The organism is Comamonas sp. JNW (genome assembly GCF_003105075.1).
GTDB classification, from domain to species: Bacteria; Pseudomonadota; Gammaproteobacteria; order Burkholderiales; family Burkholderiaceae_C; genus Comamonas; species Comamonas squillarum.
Map to the genome: position 1 here is coordinate 100,557 of NZ_QETI01000007.1, position 16,522 is coordinate 117,078.

At 65.3% G+C, this 16,522-nt stretch carries 15 protein-coding genes; 8 read left to right on the forward strand and 7 right to left on the reverse strand.

The genetic code is table 11. The features are described from left to right. Positions 1-147: 147 nt before the first annotated feature. The 3 genes from DCO45_RS12135 (at position 148) to DCO45_RS12145 (ending at position 2,233) form a co-directional block, all read left to right on the forward strand. Positions 148-786: a hypothetical protein gene (locus tag DCO45_RS12135; RefSeq protein WP_133248143.1), complete on the forward strand. Its 639-nt coding sequence runs from the start codon at positions 148-150 to the stop codon at positions 784-786. Continuing rightward, positions 783-1,361 (forward strand): FlgO family outer membrane protein, encoded by a 579-nt coding sequence (locus DCO45_RS12140; protein ID WP_243419331.1) that lies wholly within the window; start codon positions 783-785, stop codon positions 1,359-1,361. The genes DCO45_RS12135 and DCO45_RS12140 overlap by 4 nt, the downstream gene beginning before the upstream one ends. Positions 1,362-1,714: 353 nt before the next feature. Continuing rightward, entirely contained in the window at positions 1,715-2,233 is a 519-nt protein-coding gene (locus tag DCO45_RS12145) for a DUF2165 domain-containing protein (RefSeq protein ID WP_116926088.1), read from the forward strand. A 30-nt stretch (positions 2,234-2,263) separates the two neighbouring features. Here the strand turns inward: DCO45_RS12145 and DCO45_RS12150 are convergent, their stop codons facing one another. Continuing rightward, entirely contained in the window at positions 2,264-3,148 is an 885-nt protein-coding gene (locus DCO45_RS12150; RefSeq protein WP_116926089.1) for an EamA family transporter, read from the reverse strand. Between the two features lie 84 nt (positions 3,149-3,232). On the opposite strand from DCO45_RS12150, the gene pyrF reads away from it, so the two are divergent. Together pyrF and DCO45_RS12160 are read left to right on the forward strand one after the other, a co-directional pair. Next, positions 3,233-4,054 carry an orotidine-5'-phosphate decarboxylase gene (gene pyrF, locus DCO45_RS12155; protein WP_116926090.1) on the forward strand — a complete coding sequence of 274 codons (822 nt, stop codon included), beginning with the start codon at positions 3,233-3,235 and terminating at the stop codon, positions 4,052-4,054. Between the two features lie 161 nt (positions 4,055-4,215). Further along, positions 4,216-5,202 carry a tripartite tricarboxylate transporter substrate-binding protein gene (locus DCO45_RS12160; protein WP_116926091.1) on the forward strand — a complete coding sequence of 329 codons (987 nt, stop codon included), beginning with the start codon at positions 4,216-4,218 and terminating at the stop codon, positions 5,200-5,202. A 22-nt stretch (positions 5,203-5,224) separates the two neighbouring features. Here the strand turns inward: DCO45_RS12160 and DCO45_RS12165 are convergent, their stop codons facing one another. Together DCO45_RS12165 and DCO45_RS12170 are read right to left on the reverse strand one after the other, a co-directional pair. Next, positions 5,225-6,166, reverse strand: coding sequence for an EamA family transporter (locus tag DCO45_RS12165; protein WP_116926092.1), 942 nt, complete (start codon positions 6,164-6,166; stop codon positions 5,225-5,227). A 230-nt stretch (positions 6,167-6,396) separates the two neighbouring features. Further along, on the reverse strand, positions 6,397-7,596 hold the full coding sequence (locus DCO45_RS12170) for an FAD-dependent oxidoreductase (RefSeq protein WP_116926203.1): 1,200 nt from the start codon (positions 7,594-7,596) through the stop codon (positions 6,397-6,399). 42 nt (positions 7,597-7,638) lie between these two features. Between DCO45_RS12170 and DCO45_RS12175 the strand changes: the two genes are divergently transcribed. Continuing rightward, positions 7,639-8,796, forward strand: a complete 1,158-nt coding sequence (locus tag DCO45_RS12175) for a PQQ-dependent sugar dehydrogenase (protein ID WP_116926093.1) — start codon at positions 7,639-7,641, stop codon at positions 8,794-8,796. Here DCO45_RS12175 and DCO45_RS12180 read toward each other — a convergent pair. Together DCO45_RS12180 and uvrA are read right to left on the reverse strand one after the other, a co-directional pair. Next, complete coding sequence (locus DCO45_RS12180; protein WP_116926094.1) at positions 8,793-9,254, reverse strand: GNAT family N-acetyltransferase; 462 nt, start codon at positions 9,252-9,254, stop codon at positions 8,793-8,795. The genes DCO45_RS12175 and DCO45_RS12180 overlap by 4 nt on opposite strands. 45 nt (positions 9,255-9,299) lie before the next feature. Beyond that, complete coding sequence (gene uvrA, locus DCO45_RS12185; protein ID WP_116926095.1) at positions 9,300-12,446, reverse strand: excinuclease ABC subunit UvrA; 3,147 nt, start codon at positions 12,444-12,446, stop codon at positions 9,300-9,302. Positions 12,447-12,761: 315 nt separating this feature from the next. Between uvrA and DCO45_RS12190 the strand changes: the two genes are divergently transcribed. Together DCO45_RS12190 and ssb are read left to right on the forward strand one after the other, a co-directional pair. Further along, positions 12,762-13,961: an MFS transporter gene (locus DCO45_RS12190; protein ID WP_116926096.1), complete on the forward strand. Its 1,200-nt coding sequence runs from the start codon at positions 12,762-12,764 to the stop codon at positions 13,959-13,961. A 190-nt stretch (positions 13,962-14,151) separates the two neighbouring features. After that, a complete protein-coding gene (gene ssb / locus DCO45_RS12195; protein ID WP_116926097.1) occupies positions 14,152-14,736 on the forward strand; it encodes a single-stranded DNA-binding protein in 585 nt (194 codons plus the stop codon). Positions 14,737-15,178: 442 nt separating this feature from the next. Here ssb and DCO45_RS12200 read toward each other — a convergent pair whose 3' ends face one another. Next, a complete protein-coding gene (locus tag DCO45_RS12200) occupies positions 15,179-15,649 on the reverse strand; it encodes a DUF417 family protein (RefSeq protein WP_116926098.1) in 471 nt (156 codons plus the stop codon). A gap of 39 nt (positions 15,650-15,688) precedes the next feature. Further along, positions 15,689-16,249 (reverse strand): TetR/AcrR family transcriptional regulator, encoded by a 561-nt coding sequence (locus DCO45_RS12205; RefSeq protein WP_116926099.1) that lies wholly within the window; start codon positions 16,247-16,249, stop codon positions 15,689-15,691. Positions 16,250-16,522: the final 273 nt, after the last annotated feature.

Below are 16,522 nucleotides of genomic sequence, written 5' to 3' on the forward strand. Positions count from 1 at the left end.
CTAAAGTGTGAGCAAAAACAACAAAATGCGTGGCTCTGCTCGCACTTTGGATCGTTTCACTTGTCTTGGTAGCACCACATCTACAACAATGGATGCAAGCCTGGGCGGGTGTTGGCCCGTCGGCTATCTAATTCCGAGGAGGGAAACATGGCTTTGAAAAAGACCATCGGAGCGGCGGCGCTGGCAAGCGCCGTGCTTGCGTTGACGGGTTGCGCGGTAGAGGCGCCCGTTCCATACGGCGCCAACTATGCGCAACCAACCCAGATGAAGGTCCGCGCAGCGGGCCACTGGGACCTGATGGCCAGCGAAGTGGTGGCCGACACGCTGGCGACGCTGGAGCGCAATGGTCTGAACGCCAAGACGCCTTTGTATGTGGCCCTGCCACAGAACGCCAGCGCCTTTGACAGCGTGTTCCACGACCTGGTCGTGACCAAGCTGGTGCAGCATGGCGCATCGGTCTACACCACCCCCGGCCAGCAGCTCGAAGTGAGCTACGACGCCAAGGTCGTGCACCACAACCTGCAGCAAGCGGGCAACTGGGCCTATGAAGGCGACAACGGCCAGGTCGTCGCTGGCGTGAGCCCGACCATCGGCACCGACTACCAGGCCGCCACCATCGCAGGCGCCCCGGCATACTCCGAAGTGCTGCTGACCACCACGGTGCTGCGCCAGGGCCAGTATGTCGCGCGCAAGTCCAATGTCTACTATGTTGACAATGCCACCGTCGGCCAGTTCGCCAAGACCGAAGCCTACCGCGCCGTCAACATGAAGGTGGTGAACAAATGATGCGGCGTCTGACCACCCTGGCCGCTGTGGCCTCTGCCGCTGTGCTGGCCGGTTGCGCCAGCTGGACCGATCCTGCCCAGCCCGTGAGCACGGTGCGCAGCGAGCCGACCTACCAGGCTGCGGACGCCAGCGTCTTCCTGGCCAACAGCCAGGATGCGATCAACAAGCTGACCGCCTCGGTCGCGCCCCAGTCGACCGGTACCGGCCCCGTGCTGGTGGCCACCGTGGTCAATGTGAACAACATGGGCGCCTCGTCGCCACTGGGCCGCACCTTGTCCGAGATCTACGCCAACCAGATGGCCGCCCGTGGCTTCCACGTCAAGGAAGTCAAGCTGCGCACCGATCTGTATGTGCGCGAAGGCACCGGCGAGCTGCTGCTGTCGCGCGAGATGCGCGACATTGCGCGCAGCCAGAACGCCTCGATGGTGCTGGTCGGCACCTTCTCGCCCGCTGCCAACTTCACCTACGTCAGCCTCAAGCTGGTGCGTACCGAAGACAGCCGCATCCTGTCGGGCTATGACTATGCCTTGCCCAATGACCGCGATGTGACCCGTTTGCTGAACGCGCCTCGCTGATCCACCACCGGGCCGCCGCCCGGTTGGAACAAAGAACGCACTCCCCTTGGGGCAGTGCGTTTTTTTATGGCCGGATCGGCCAGCGTTGACAGCCTCCACAGCGGGCTGGCAGAATCCAGCCTCCCTCCTGGCGCGACATTCGATCCGGTTGGCCTGCGTGTTTCCCAGACCCGCTGCCGGCTTCAGGTTTTCCAGTCCCGATCTGCGCGCCTGCGTGCTTTTTGCACACCTCCCCGCCAACTCCGCGTTGGCACACTTTTGATGGATCAGGTGCCGAGCCTTGCTGTTCGGCGCCACGGCATCCGTCTGCCCTTTCCTATCCCTCTCTCACACTCTCACGTCTGGAGCTTCGAATGATGATTCGTCTGTCCAAGTCCGCCCTGGTGCTGGCCATGGCTTTCTTCGCCACCTTGGTGGCTTTTGGCAATATCACCGACTACGCCACCAACTTTGCCTTTGTGCACCATGTGTTCCTGATGGACACCACCTTCCCCGGTAACAGCATCCTCTACCGCGCCATCGATGCGGAATGGATCCACCACCTGGGCTATGCCGGCATCATTGCGCTGGAGACACTGACAGCGCTGCTGTGCTGGGTTGGCGGCAGCCAGCTCTTGCGCGCCCGCCATGCCGATGCGGCCGGTTTTCGCGCTGCCAAAAAATGGGCGATTGCCGGGCTGACCCTGGGCTTTCTCACCTGGCAGGTGGGCTTTATGTCGGTGGGCGGTGAGTGGTTTGGCATGTGGATGTCCAAAGAGTGGAATGGCGTGCCCGATGCCTTCCGCTTCTTTATCACCTTGCTGCTGGTGCTGGTCTACCTGACGATGGACAACGACAGCCTGGCCCCGCCTGCGCAGTCCGCAGGCCGCTGATTCAGCGACGTAGGATCGCTTTGTGCTGGCTCAGCGGCGCGCCCGGCTGGGCCAGAGCACCGAGGCGATGGCCAGCACCATCAAGGCCACCGCCGTCCAGTCCTGCCAGTGCAGGATCTCGCCCAGCCACCAGGCGCCGCTGAAGACGCCCAGCACGGGGATCAGCATCACACTCAAAGTGGACGCCAGCGGCGGCAGGGTGCGCACCAGAAAGAACCAGGCCACCTGGGCAAAGCCGATCACCAGCACCGCATTGAACAGGATGGTGCCCCAGGCGATGGGGTCAGGCGCATGCCAGCGCGGGCGCTCCAGCAGCGTGGCCAGCAGGCACAGGCAGCCGGTGGTCATCACGGTCATCCAGAAGGCCAGGGTCAAGGTGGGCGCGGGGATGTGGGTGCGGCGCAGCAGCTGGGTGCCCAACGCCCAGCTGGCCGCTGCCAGCAGCATCAGCGCCACGCCCGTGGGCTTGCCGCCCAGCTTGTCCATCTCGTTCCACAGCAGCAGAAACACGCCGCCGGCGGCAGCGGCTACGCCCAGCCAGGCGCGCGGCGGCAGCCGGTCACTGAAGAACAGTGCGCCCAGCGCTGCTGAAAAAATAGGCATGGTGTATCCCAGGATCGCCGCCCGGCCGCTGGGCAGCAGCGGAATCGCCACAATGATCAGCGTGTGCCACATCACCATGTTGAAAAAGCCCAGCACCACGAGCGGCCCCCAGTAGCGCCGCTCCAGCCGGAAGGGCACCTTGAGCACCAGCAGGCCCAACGCCAGCAGCGGCAGGCCGATCAGCATCGACAGCGCGCGAAAGCTCAGTGGCGGGAAGTGCTGCACCCCCGTCTTCATCACCGGCCAGTTCAGCCCCCAGACCAGGGTCAGCAGGCACAGGATCACCAGTTGTTGTCGCGACAGGGTAGGCATGGGGCGCGATTGTGCCTGCAATCCCCGTGCGACGCAGTCAGCTCTGCGAAGGCCCTGGCACGGCCAGCTTTTACAATAGCGCCCATGCCTTTTATCGACCAGCTGCGCGCCGCAGCCACCCAAAACAACTCCATGCTGTGCGTGGGCCTGGATCCGGAGCCCAGCCGTTTTCCCGCCGCGATGCGCGGCGATGCCAGCAAGATCTATGATTTTTGCGCAGCCATCGTCGATGCCACCCATGACCTGGTCAACAGCTTCAAGCCGCAGATCGCCTACTTTGCAGCGCACCGCGCCGAGGACCAGCTGGAAAAGCTGATGGCCCATATGCGCCGCGTGGCTCCCCAGGTGCCGGTGATTCTCGATGCCAAGCGCGGCGACATCGGCTCGACCGCCGAGCAGTACGCCAAGGAAGCCTTTGAGCGCTATGGGGCGGACGCGGTGACCTTGTCGCCCTTCATGGGCTTTGACTCCATCACGCCCTACCTGAAGTACGAGGGCAAGGGCGCCTTCTTGCTGTGCCGCACCTCCAACCCCGGTGGGGACGACCTGCAGGCCCAGACCCTGGCCGATGTGCCCGGCCAGCCGCAGATGTTCGAGCATGTGGCGCGCCTGGCCCAGGGCCCCTGGAACACCAATGGCCAGCTCGGCCTGGTCGTCGGTGCCACCCGCCCGCAAGAGATCGAGCGTGTGCGCGCCGTCGCCCCCCACCTGCCGCTGCTGATTCCCGGCGTCGGTGCGCAGGGTGGTGATGCGGTGGCCACCGTCAAGGCGGCCCGCATTGGCGGCGGCCCGATCATCATCAACTCTTCGCGCGCCATTTTGTATGCGAGCAGCGGCGACGACTTTGCCAGCGCGGCGCGCGCCGCTGCGATCCAGACCCGCGACCTGCTCAACGCGGTCGATTGAGCGGCTCCAGCGCCAGAACGACAGGGTCCGTGCTGCACGCTGGCACGGACCCTGCTTCTTTTTCCGGAATAGTGCGGAGGCTTCTTGGGCCAAGACACAATGCGCCTGCCGCTTTTCTTCTGACGCCTTTTCCACCGCCACAAGGACTTCCGATGCTCCCTATGCTTTTTTCTCGCCCGCGCCGAAAGGCCTGCCTGGGTCTGCTGGCGCTGGCGGCCAGCATGGCGGCCGGCGCACAGGCGGCTGCGCACTACCCCACCAAGGCCATCACCTTGGTGATTGCCTACCCGCCTGGCGGCAGCACCGATGCGGTGGGCCGCATGGTCGGCACCGAACTGGCGCAGCGGCTCAAGCAGCCGGTGGTCATCGAGAACCTGGGCGGTGCCGGTGGCGCCATCGGCGCGCAAAAGGTGGCCCGGGCGCCGGCCGATGGCTATACCCTGCTGCTGTCGGCCAACAACGAGATGGCGATTGCGCCGCTGATCAACAAGGCCATCAAGTACCGGGTGTTCAAGGATTTCACGCCGATCAGCCTGGTGGCGACCCAGCCCATGGTGCTGGTTGCCTCGCAGTCCAGCGGCGTCAAGAACACGCAGGAGTTCCTCAGCCTGCTGCGCCAGAACCCCGGCAAGTACAGCTATGGCAGCTCGGGCGTGGGCACGGCGCTGCACATTGCTGGCGAGATGGTGCAGCAGGCCGGCAATGTGGCGATGACCCATGTGCCCTACAAGGGCGTGGCACCGCTGACCAATGACCTGCTGGGCGGCAGCCTGGATTTTGGCGTGTTTGTGCTGTCCTCGGGCCTGCCGCATATCCGCGCCGGCAAGGTGGTGGCGCTGGGCACGACCGAGGCCAAGCGCTCCAGCGTCACACCCGATATCCCGGCCTTGGCCGAGACCTCGGCGTTTGCGAGGGTCGATATCAACAGCTGGTTTGCGCTGATGGGCCCAGCCAAGTTGCCCCCGCAGGTGCAAAAGGCCTTGCGTGCGGCCATTGATGACATGCTGCAGTCCCCCAGCTTTCGCGCCAAGCTCGAAGCCAGTGGCAATGTGGTGGCTGCGCCCGGCCAGGACATGGGCGCCTTCTTGAAGGCCCAGGTGTCCAAGTACCAGCAGATCGTCGAGACCGCGAAGATCGAAGACCGCTGAGCGCGGTCTCCTTCGGCGCAGCTTACCGCCGCGCCGCCTGCAGCCAGCGGCCGCCCCAGACCACGACCACCAGCGCCAGCACGACAAACACCGCGCCAGCCCATTGCCAGGCCGTCACCGTCTCGCCCAGCACCAGCATGCCGGTGGTCAGGCCAATGACCGGCACGCAGAGGCTGAAGGGCGCCACCCGGTTGGCCGAGTAGCGCTGGATCAGCTTGGTCCACAGCCCGTAGCCGACGATGGTGGCCACCCAGCCCAGGTAGGCGATCGACATCCAGGCCAGCCCGGGAATCTGCTGCCAGGTCTCTGCCTGCAGCCACTTGCCCACGCTGCCCTCGTCCAGTGCGGCGCTCAGCCCGATAAAGGGCAGAATCGGCATCAGGCTGCTCCAGGCGATAAAGCCCACCGGGTCGTAGCGGGCGTTTTCCTTTTGCGCCAGGCGCACCACCACGTTGGAGCAGGCCCAGGATGTGGCCGCGCACAGCACCAGCAGCAGGCCTGCCAAGGTGGTGCCACCAGCGCCATTGCTGCGCAGCTCATTGATCAGCAGGCAGGCCAGGCCGAGCGCGGCAATGCCCATGCCGGCCACCAGTGGGCGGCCGGGGCGCTCGCGCAGCAGCACCCAGGTCCACACGGCGGTGAGAAACACCTGGGTCTGCAGCACCACGCTGGCGAGCGACGCCGTCATGCCCACCTTGAGCGCGGTGAACAAGAAGCCAAACTGGCCCACGCCCTGCAGCAGGCCAAACAGCACCACCCAGCGCCAGTGCACGCGCGGCGGCTTGATGAACAGCACCAGCGGAAAGGCCGCGCAGAGGTAGCGCAGGGCGCCCAGCTCGAACGGGGTCAGGCTCTGCAGGCCCCATTTCATGATGACAAAGTTGATGCCCCAGACCACCACCACGACCAGCGCCAAGGCGAGGTCCGTAGGGCGAAAGGGGACAGGGGAGCTGGAAGCGGACATGGCTGGAGGCACTGGTGTGCGCAGCGCCGGATGTTATTCAAGGTTTTCCAGCAGTGTGCCAGCAAGCGCAGCTGCGTGCTGGCGCTGCGCTATTCAGCGCCGCTAGCACGGCCCAGCAAACCGCAGGTTTGCGGTTGAGACGAGGCACCCTGCCGCAGGCAGTACAACGTACGACAAGGCAGGGTGCGGCCGGCCAGGTAACGACGTATCAAGGGTTGTGTTGGTGGCTCTCAGCGCAAATGGCGCGTGGGCGACAGAGCCTCAGGCTGCACACCCTGGCTCACCAGCGCCGGGTCCAGCGGCTCCTGCAAGGCCAGGTTGCGCGCCAGCAGGCCGTAGCCATAGGCGCTCTGGATGCCATACCCGCCCTGCGCGGCCACCCACAGAAACTGCGGCACCTGGCCATCCCAGCCAATCACCATCTCGCCATCGGCGACAAAGGAGCGCAGGCCTGCCCAGCTGTGGCTGGGGCGGCGAATGTCGAAATGGCTGGCCTGCATGATGCGGTCAATGCCCTCGGCAATGTCCATCATCTCGGGCTGCACATCATGCGGGTGGGTGGCATCGGCGTTGGCGGGCGAGCCCAGCAGCTGGCCGGCATCGGGCTTGAAGTACCACTGCTCGCCGATATCGATGACGGCCGGCCAGTGCTGGCCGTCCATGCCGGCGGGCATCGCAAAGGTAAAGGCACTGCGGCGCTTGGGCGTGAGGCCAATGGCAGCCGCTCCAGCCATCTGGCCCAGCTCATCGGCCCAGGCGCCGGCGGCGTTGACGACATGGCGGGCCTGCAGCTGGCGGCCATCGGCCAGGCTGATCTGCCAGTGGCCGACGCTGGCATCCCAGTGTAGGCTGTGCACCCGGGCATCGTTCCACAGCTGGCCGCCGCGCCGGCGCATGCCCTTCAAAAAGCCCTGGTGCAGCGCATGCACATCGATATCGCGGGCGCCATCGTCGCTAAAGCCGGCTTCCAGCACCTCGGTGTTGAGCGCCGGCAAAAAGGCTTTCAGCGCGGCCTTGTCCAGCCAGCGCGCGCCGGGCGAATGCTGGCGTGCCTCGTCGTAGGCGGCTTGCAGCGCGGGCAACTGCGCGGGCGTTGCCACATACAGCACGCCGCGGGGGCTGACCAGCGCATGCTCGGCAAAGTCGGCCGGCGGCTGCTCGTAAAACTGGCGGCTGGCTCGGGTGAGCGCTTGCACCTGGGGTGGGCCATAGTGCTCTTCAAACAGCGCGGCCGAGCGGCCGGTGGTGTGGTAGCCGGGCTGGGATTCCTGCTCCAGCACCAGCACCTGGGCGCTGGTAGCCAGGTGCCAGGCGGTGGCGCTGCCGGCCATGCCGGCGCCGATGACGACAAAATCCCAGACCGCCGGGCTGGCGGCGGTAGAAGCGGATGCGCTAGGGGAGGCCGAAGGGGAACTGTTGGGGGTTTCCATGGTCAGCATGGTAAGGTCAGAGGCACTTCGCAAAGGGCAAACATGAGACAGAAACAAGCACGCAAGGGTTTTTATTCATGGGCACTGGGCGCCAGCGGGCTGCTGGCCATCTGCGCCGCCAGCACTGTGCAAGCGCAGACGGCGGCTCCCGCGCTGCCCAAGCCCACGGTTGTGGGCAGCGGCTACCTCAACCCCTGGGCCATTGCGCCCTTGCCGGACAAACGCTTTTTGCTGACCGAGCGCGGCGGCAAGCTCTGGCTGCTCGATGCCGATGGGCGTAAACAGTCCGAGCTGCAAGGCGTGCCCAAGGTGGTCGATGCCGGCCAGGGCGGCCTGCTCGATGTCGTGGCCGACAGCCAGTTCGCCAGCAACCGGCGCATCTATTTTTGCTTCAGCGAAGCGGGCCCCCAGGCGGGCACCAACAGCACGGCGTTGGCTTCGGCGCGCATTGCGGCCAATGAGCGCCAGCTCGAAGACGTCAAGCTGCTGTTCAGCCAGCGCCCCAAGGCCAGGAGCAATGCCCATTTTGGCTGCCGCATTGCCGAAACGCCCGATGGCAACCTGTTCCTCAGCCTGGGTGACCGCTACTCGCAGCGCGACGATGCGCAGACCCTGAACAACCACCACGGCAAGCTGGTGCGCATTGCCAAGGATGGCAGCGTGCCCAAGGACAACCCTTATGCGGGCCGCCAGGATGCGCTGCCGGAGATCTACAGCTACGGCCACCGCAACAGCCAGGGCTTGGCCGTCGCCGCCGATGGCAGCCTGTGGCAGCACGAGCATGGCCCGCAGGGCGGCGACGAGATCAACCGGCCCCAGCCTGGCAAGAACTATGGCTGGCCGGTGATCACCTATGGCGAGGAATACGGCGGCGGCAAGATCGGCGAAGGCACGCAAAAGGCCGGCATGGAGCAGCCCTTGCACTACTGGGTGCCCAGCATTGCGCCCTCGGGCATGGCCTTTGTCACGAGTGACCGCTATGGGCCAGCCTGGAAGGGCAGCCTGTTGGTGGGCGGCCTCAAGTCGCGCAGCGTCGCCCAGCTGACGGTCAAGGACGGCAAGGTGACCGGCGAGAAGCGCCTCTATGAATCGCTGGGCGAGCGCATCCGTGACGTGCGCCAGGGCGCCGATGGCCTGGTCTACCTGCTCACCGATGGGCCCGATGGCAAGCTGATTCGGCTGGTGCCCTCGGGCAGTTAAAGCTTGCGCTTGAAACCCAGATGGCTGGACACAAAGCCCAGCTTTTCGTAAAAGCGGTGGGCATCGGCCCGGCTTTTGTCGGTGGTCAGCTGCACCACCGTGCAGCCCCGCTCCCGACACTGCGCCACCGCCCATTCCAGCATCTGCTGGCCCGCGCCGGCGCCGCGCAGCTGCGCTGCAATGCGCACCGATTCGATCTGGCCGCGCCAGGCCCCCGTGTGTGACAGGCCGGGCACAAAGGACAGCTGCAGCGTGCCCACCACCTGCCCGTCCAGCTCGGCCACCACCAGGCGCTGGTTGGCATCGGCGCAGATCGCGTCAAAGGCCGCGACATAGCGCGCATCGGGCGGGTCGGCCAGCACCTCGCGCTCACGGCCCAGCGCATCATCGGCGAGCAGCGCGATGATCGCGGGCAGGTCGGCCAGGGTTGCGGTGCGGAAAATCAGGTTTGCTGGCATAGGCGCAGTGGGATGGACTGGTTCGTTGACGCGCGGCAAGCTGCCTCAGCGCTTGAGGTAAGGCGCCAAGTAGCGCCCGGTATGGCTGGCCGGGTTGGCCGCGACCTGCTCGGGCGTGCCCTGGGCCACCAGCTGCCCGCCGCCGGCGCCGCCTTCGGGGCCCATGTCGATGACCCAGTCGGCCGTCTTGATGACGTCCAGGTTGTGCTCGATGACGACAATCGTGTTGCCCGCATCGCGCAGCTGGTGCAGCACCTTGAGCAGCAGGTCGATATCGGCAAAGTGCAGGCCGGTGGTCGGCTCATCGAGGATGTAGAGCGTGCGGCCCGTGTCGCGCTTGGACAGCTCCTGCGCCAGCTTGACGCGCTGGGCCTCGCCGCCCGATAGGGTGGTGGCGCTCTGGCCCAGGCGGATATAGCTCAGGCCCACATCCAGCAGCGTTTGCAGCTTGCGGGCAATGGTGGGCACATCGCGGAAGAAGTCGTGCGCGTCTTCCACCGTCATCTCCAGGATCTGCGCAATATTGCGGCCCTTCCACTGCACCTGCAGGGTTTCGCGGTTGTAGCGCTGGCCCTGGCAGATGTCGCAGGGTACATAGACGTCAGGCAGAAAATGCATCTCCACCTTGACCATGCCATCGCCCTGGCAGGCTTCGCAGCGGCCGCCGGCCACATTGAAGCTGAAACGGCCCGGGCCATAGCCGCGCTCCTTGGCGGTGTTGGTCTCGGCCATCAGCTCGCGAATGGGCGTGAACAGGCCGGTGTAGGTGGCCGGGTTGCTACGCGGCGTGCGGCCAATCGGGCTTTGGTCCACATTGATGACCTTGTCGAAATAGTCCAGGCCTTCGATCTCCTGGTAGGGCGCAACATCGCCCTGGGCGCGGTTGATCTTGTGGGCCGCGGCCGCATACAAGGTGTCGTTGACCAGGGTCGATTTGCCCGAGCCCGAGACGCCGGTCACGCAGGTGAACAGGCCGACCGGGAAATCCACCGTCACATCGCGCAGGTTGTGGCCGCTGGCGCCGATGAGACGCAGGCTTTGCACCGCATGCGGGTCCACTGCGGCGGAGGCGGCCGCTTCCTGCACGCTGCGGCCCTTGGTACTGCTGGTGCTGCTGGTACTGCTGGGCTTTTTCTCCAGCGAGGTGCGCACGGTAGGGAACTGCGAGCCGCTCTTGTCCGCGGCGGCCTTGCCCACCGGCGCGCCCACGGTGCTGGCCAGCACCGGCAGCCAGGGCGTGCGGCGCGCGGGCACGGCAATCGATTTCTGGCCGCTCAGGTACTGGCCGGTGAGCGACTGCGGGTGGGCGCAGATGTCGGCGTAGCGGCCCTGGGCCATGATCTGGCCGCCGTGCACACCGGCGCCCGGGCCCATGTCGATGATCTGGTCGGCCGCGCGCATCATGTCCTCGTCATGCTCGACGACGATCACGCTGTTGCCGATGTCACGCAGGTGCTGCAAGGTGGCGATCAGGCGGTCGTTGTCGCGCTGGTGCAGCCCGATCGAGGGCTCGTCGAGCACATACATCACGCCCGTCAGGCCCGAGCCGATCTGCGAGGCCAGGCGAATGCGCTGCGCCTCACCGCCCGAGAGCGTCTCGGCGCTGCGCGCCAGGCTCAGGTAGGTCAGGCCCACATCGTTGAGGAACTGCAGCCGCGTGCTGATTTCCTGGATCACCCGCGCGGCAATATCGGCCTTGGCGCCCGTCAGCTGCACGGTGCTGAACCAGGCGTGGGCCTCGCTCAGGGTGACCTGGCTGATGTCCTGGATCGCACGGGCCTGGTCACCATCGCCCACGCGCACAAAGCGCGCCTCGCGGCGCAGGCGCGCGCCGTGGCAGTCGGGGCAGGGCTGCACGCTTTGGTAGCGGGCCAGCTCATCGCGCACGATGCTCGAATCGGTCTCGCGGTAGCGCCGCGTCATGTTCGGCAGGATGCCTTCGAAGGGGTGCTTCTTGGTGACCATCTTGCCGGCGTTCTCGCCGCTGGCCAGCTCGTACTTGAAGGCGATCTCTTCGTCGCCCGAGCCATACAGCACCACCTGGCGCACGGCTTCGGGCAGGCTCTCGAAAGGCTGCTCGATATCGAACTTGTAGTGGCGGCCCAGGCTCTCGAGCATCGCAAAGTAGTAGCCATTGCGCCGGTCCCAGCCCTTGATGGCGCCACTGGCCAGGCTGAGCGTGGGGAAAGCCACCACGCGCTCGACGTCGAACACCTCGTGCAGGCCCAGGCCATCGCAGGACGGGCAGGCGCCCTGGGGCGAGTTGAAGGAGAACAGGCGCGGCTCCAGCTCGGCCAGCGCATAGCTGCAGACCGGGCAGGAGAACTTGCTGCTGAACAGATGCTCTTCGCCGGTGTCCATCTCCAGCGCCAGCACGCGGCCATTGCCTTCGTTGCCGCCCACGCGCAGTGCCGCCTCAATGCTTTCGGCCAGGCGCTGCTGCAGCCCGGCGCGTACCTTGACCCGGTCGATGACCACATCGACATCGTGCTTCTCGTTCTTGGCCAGCGCGGGCAGGGTCTCGTGCTCGTACATCTGGCCATCGACCCGAAAGCGCACATAGCCCAGCGCCTGCATCTGCGCAAACAGCTCGACGAACTCGCCCTTCTTGCCGCGCGCCACCGGCGCCAGGATCATCAGCTTGGTGTCCTCGGGCAGGGCCAGCACGGCGTCGACCATCTGGCTGACGGTCTGGGCCGCCAGTGGCAGGTTGTGGTCGGGGCAGAACGGCGTGCCTGCGCGGGCATACAACAGGCGCAGGTAGTCATGGATTTCGGTGACCGTGCCCACGGTCGAGCGCGGGTTGTGGCTGGTCGCCTTCTGCTCGATCGAGATGGCCGGTGACAGGCCCTCGATCAGGTCGACATCGGGTTTGTCCAGCCGGCCCAGAAACTGGCGCGCATAGGCCGAGAGGCTCTCGACATAGCGGCGCTGGCCTTCGGCATACAAGGTGTCAAAGGCCAGGCTGGATTTGCCCGAGCCCGACAAGCCGGTGATCACCACCAGCTGGTGGCGCGGAATGTCCAGATCGATGTTCTTGAGGTTGTGCGTGCGCGCGCCACGGATGGCGATGCGACTGTGTGCCAGCCGCGCGCCCAGGTAGCGGCTGTCGTCCTGCTGCGCCTCGGACAGGCCGAGTTCATGGTGCAAGTCGATGGCAGCGGAAGGGTCGGTGGGGGTGCGTGGTGGCATGTGGGCTTCAAGATCCAAAACCCCTCATGATAGCCAGCCTGCCCGTTCGTTGTGCAATCTGCCGGGTATCGCTGCACATGCGTTGCGGATAAACCCAGGGGCGTGGCCCGCTGTCTGGCGCCAAAACCGAGGTGAGGGCTTGCGGCAGCTTTGCGCCTAGCTATGGTTTCTGATGCGCTGCTGGGCGCAGAGATTCCGTCTGCCAGCAGGGCTTGCGGCTGCGCTCTACACTTGCCGCTGGCGATCGTCGCCATCCGTCCCTTGTTTGCCTGCGTATCGCCCTTGTCTCTCACTTCTGTTTCTTCTTCCACGGCCATGCTGCCGGCCGAGCGGCGCGCCAGTTTCAGCCTGGCGCTGATCTTTGCATTGCGCATGCTGGGCCTGTTTCTGGTGCTGCCGGTGTTTGCGCTGGAAGCCCACAAATACCCCGGCGGTGATGACCCGGCGCTGGTCGGGCTGGCCATGGGCGTCTATGGCCTGACACAGGCCGTCTGCCAGCTGCCGCTGGGCATGGCGTCGGACCGCTTCGGGCGCAAAAAGGTCATTGTGCTGGGCCTCTTGGTGTTTGCCGCCGGCAGCCTGATCGCCGGCATGGCGGGCAACCTGCATACCCTGCTGCTGGGTCGGGCGCTGCAAGGCGCAGGCGCGGTGTCCGCCGCCGTCACGGCGCTCTTGGCCGACCAGACCCGCGACGAAGTGCGCACCAAGGCCATGGCCCTGGTGGGCGCCAGCATCGGCCTGATGTTTGCGCTGGCGCTGGTGCTCAGCCCGCTGCTGGTGGTGCACATCGGCCTGAGCGGCCTGTTTTTGATGACCTGCGGCCTGGCGCTGGGCGGTATTGCGGTGGTGCTGTGGGTCGTGCCGCCTGAGCCGCTGGAGCACCGGGGCGGCGCACGCGGCGGACTGCGCGAGGTGTTCCGCCATGCCGACCTGGTGCGCCTCAATGCCGGTGTGTTTGTGCTGCACACGGTGCAGATGTCGATGTGGGTGGCCGTGCCCGCGATGCTGGTGGCCGCAGGCCTGCCCAAGGCTGAGCACTGGCAGGTCTACCTGCCGGCCGTGCTGCTGTCCTTTGTGCTGATGGGTGGGCTGTTTGCGCTGGAGCGGCGCGGTTACCTGCGCGGCGCCTTGCTGGGCTCGATCGCGCTGGTGGCCCTGGTGCAGATGGCCCTGGGCCTAGTGGCGACCTCGGGCCATGCGCCCGCGCTGTGGCTGATGGGCGTGCTGCTGTTCGTGTTTTTCTGCGGCTTCAATGCGCTGGAGGCCACGCAGCCCAGCCTGGTCTCGCGCATGGCGCCGGCATCGCTGCGCGGCGCGGCGCTGGGCAGTTACAACACCTTGCAATCTCTGGGCCTGTTTGCCGGTGGTGCGCTCGGCGGGGCCTTGACCCGCTGGGGCAGCGTGACGGATCTGTTCATTGCCACCAGCGCGCTGGCGCTGCTGTGGCTGGTGCTGACCTGGCCGCTGCAGCCGCTGGGCCGCGCCGTGGCTGGTGCTGGCGCTGCACAAAAGTAAGCACTGGCTGGGAATGGGGCAGGCCTGGCAGGCCCTGTTGCAGGATCTGCGGCCACCCGCAGAGAAGGACCGGCCGCTTTGGGGTAGGATACGCCCCTGAATCTCAGTGATGGGCGCTTTGAAGGCTGCAATGCCTGCAACACTGCCAACGCATAGTAGGCGCCCATTTTTCAAAGGAACTACCTCTACCATGGCATCCGTCAACAAAGTCATCATCGTCGGCAACCTCGGCCGCGACCCTGAAATCCGCACCTTCCCCTCAGGCGACCAGGTGGCCAACGTCACTATCGCCACCACCGACCGCTGGCGCGACAAGAACAGCGGTGAGAACAAGGAAGCCACCGAGTGGCACCGTGTGGTGTTCAATGGCCGTCTGGCTGAAATCGTCGGCCAGTACCTGCGCAAGGGCAGCCAAGTCTATGTGGAAGGCAGCCTGCGCACCCGCAAGTGGACCGACCAAGCCACCGGCCAGGAGCGCTATGCGACGGAAATCCGCGCTGACTCGATGCAGATGCTGGGCAGCCGCCAAGGCCAGGGCAGCCCAGGCGGCCAAGGCGGTGGCGATGACTATGGCGACAGCGGCTACGGCGACCAGGGCGGTGGCGGCGGCGCCCCCGCTGGCAACTACCAGCGCCGTGCACCGGCACCGGCAATGGCTCCGGCCGCTGCGCCCCGCCAGGCGCCGCCTCCCCGTCCAGCACCGGCACCTATGCCTGCGCCAGCCCCACGCGCCGCCTCGGGCTTTGACGATATGGACGACGATATTCCGTTCTAATTCGCCATCAACGCATTTTTTGTATTGCGAAAGCCCCTGGCTCCCGAGAGCCAGGGGCTTTTTTTAATGGCCGCGCAAGGCTGGCACGGCTGGCGGCGCACCGCCTTTGAACCGGTTCCTAGAACCTGTTCAAAGTCTCTACGCAGCCGCGTTGGAGTGCAATCGGGATGAGTTCGAAGGGATGGAACGCAGCTTGCACCGGGGTGCAAGCCAGGGCCAGCGCGCAGAAATCGCCCGATTTCACTCCAACCCGTAGGGACAGTGGCTTTGCGCTGCCCGGGAAGGGGCGCCCGGCGAGGGCCGCCCGGGCAGGGGCGGTCTGCGTCGTTGCAAATCCTCGCAATAGATGGGCTATTGCTGCGGTGTTGCGCGGCTGGGCGCCCCCCTCGCGTCCCATCCCGCAAAGACACTGTCGCGGCGCGAGGAGACATTGAACAGGTTCTCAGCGGCCCGTTGCCAAAGGTGCAGCGCTACCGGTTGCGCTCGCTTCTGGCGTGTTCAGCTGGCGCCGCAGATCGAACTTGAGCAGCACAACGCCGGCGCCAATCAGCAGCACGTCCTTGACGATGAAACCGTCCAGCGTGGACAGCTGGGGCAGCAGGCTCAAGGTGGTGATGCCGGTGACGATGACGATCAGGGCGCCTACGACACCCAAAGCAGGTTTTTTGAAGCCGACCACCAGTGCCAGAAACGCCAAGGTCTCCACCACGCCCAGAAAGTAGCTGCCCCCGTGCACACCGAAGAGCGTGTAGAGAAAGCTGAGCCAGGTGCTCGAGATCAGGGGCTCCAACTCGGCGACCTCAAAATCAAACCATTTGAAGGTGCCGAACAGCGCAAAAATAAAGATCACCGAGACGCGCAGCACAGCGATATCGGCATCGGAGTGAATAAAGCGATGGATGGTATTTTTCATGGGGGTCTCCTGGTTAAAAAAGTGGCTGGGATGCGGATGTCATGGGGCGGTGCTCAGCCAGTCGACAATGGCTTTGGCGGCACGGTCATAGGCCCCATGGGGCGGGATGCGGTTGAGCAGTAGCGCGCCCTTGATCGCAGAGCTCACCACCATGGCCAGCTCTGCCGGGGGCTGTGCAAAATGCAGGGCTGCCTGGTGCTGGCCCGCGACCAGAATGTCTTGCAGCAGCTGTTGCTCGGTCTGTGCCAGCTGGTAGACCGCCGTTTGCAGTGCGGGCGAAAACAGGTGGCTGTCCGACAGCATCGCGTAGACACCGCACATTTGCCCCTGCGCCGCGCAATCTGCAAAGGCATTCAGATAGGCCTGGAGTTGCGGCACACCGGCGGGCAGCTTTTGCAGCGCTGCCTCCAGGGCTTTGAAATCGGCCCGTTTGTAGTCACAGTAGGCAATGCCCAGGTCTGTTTTGCTAGGGAAATGATGGTGAATACTGGCTTTGCGAATGCCAATACCCGCCTCCAGATCGGCATAGCTGAAGCCCTGGAAGCCACGCTGCTGGATCAAGTGGTTGCTGAGAAGGATGATTTTTTCGCGGGTAGACATCGTCAATGGTTCTGGATTGGGTGATGGGTTTTGACTATACCTACTAGAAGGTAGGTTGCCAAGTTGCCAAATGATTCAAAGCGTAAATCCAGCAGCCGGCATGACCCGCGGCATGCGTGCCGGGTGCGCTGCAGGATCGGCGGGGCCAGCGGTTTTGGCGCAAAAGGCCAGTGCCCACTGCGGCTTTGCCGCCGGTAGAGAATGCGGCATGGGCGCAGAACGCGCCGCGCACAATGCCGGCCCGGCAGACCTGTGATGGTTCCCGTGCCGCCC

Excerpts from the sequence above, each read along its gene's own strand:
- DCO45_RS12135 (WP_133248143.1), top strand. The coding sequence starts at position 148 with ATGGCTTTGAAAAAGACCATCGGAGCGGCGGCGCTGGCAAGCGCCGTG.
- uvrA (WP_116926095.1), bottom strand. The coding sequence starts at position 12,446 with ATGCCACCACGCACCCCCACCGACCCTTCCGCTGCCATCGACTTGCAC.
- DCO45_RS12200 (WP_116926098.1), bottom strand. The coding sequence starts at position 15,649 with ATGAAAAATACCATCCATCGCTTTATTCACTCCGATGCCGATATCGCT.
- DCO45_RS12180 (WP_116926094.1), bottom strand. The coding sequence starts at position 9,254 with ATGCCAGCAAACCTGATTTTCCGCACCGCAACCCTGGCCGACCTGCCC.
- DCO45_RS12160 (WP_116926091.1), top strand. The coding sequence starts at position 4,216 with ATGCTTTTTTCTCGCCCGCGCCGAAAGGCCTGCCTGGGTCTGCTGGCG.
- DCO45_RS12145 (WP_116926088.1), top strand. The coding sequence starts at position 1,715 with ATGATGATTCGTCTGTCCAAGTCCGCCCTGGTGCTGGCCATGGCTTTC.
- pyrF (WP_116926090.1), top strand. The coding sequence starts at position 3,233 with ATGCCTTTTATCGACCAGCTGCGCGCCGCAGCCACCCAAAACAACTCC.
- DCO45_RS12175 (WP_116926093.1), top strand. The coding sequence starts at position 7,639 with ATGAGACAGAAACAAGCACGCAAGGGTTTTTATTCATGGGCACTGGGC.
- DCO45_RS12150 (WP_116926089.1), bottom strand. The coding sequence starts at position 3,148 with ATGCCTACCCTGTCGCGACAACAACTGGTGATCCTGTGCCTGCTGACC.
- DCO45_RS12165 (WP_116926092.1), bottom strand. The coding sequence starts at position 6,166 with ATGTCCGCTTCCAGCTCCCCTGTCCCCTTTCGCCCTACGGACCTCGCC.
- DCO45_RS12170 (WP_116926203.1), bottom strand. The coding sequence starts at position 7,596 with ATGGAAACCCCCAACAGTTCCCCTTCGGCCTCCCCTAGCGCATCCGCT.
- DCO45_RS12190 (WP_116926096.1), top strand. The coding sequence starts at position 12,762 with ATGCTGCCGGCCGAGCGGCGCGCCAGTTTCAGCCTGGCGCTGATCTTT.
- DCO45_RS12140 (WP_243419331.1), top strand. The coding sequence starts at position 783 with ATGATGCGGCGTCTGACCACCCTGGCCGCTGTGGCCTCTGCCGCTGTG.
- ssb (WP_116926097.1), top strand. The coding sequence starts at position 14,152 with ATGGCATCCGTCAACAAAGTCATCATCGTCGGCAACCTCGGCCGCGAC.
- DCO45_RS12205 (WP_116926099.1), bottom strand. The coding sequence starts at position 16,249 with ATGTCTACCCGCGAAAAAATCATCCTTCTCAGCAACCACTTGATCCAG.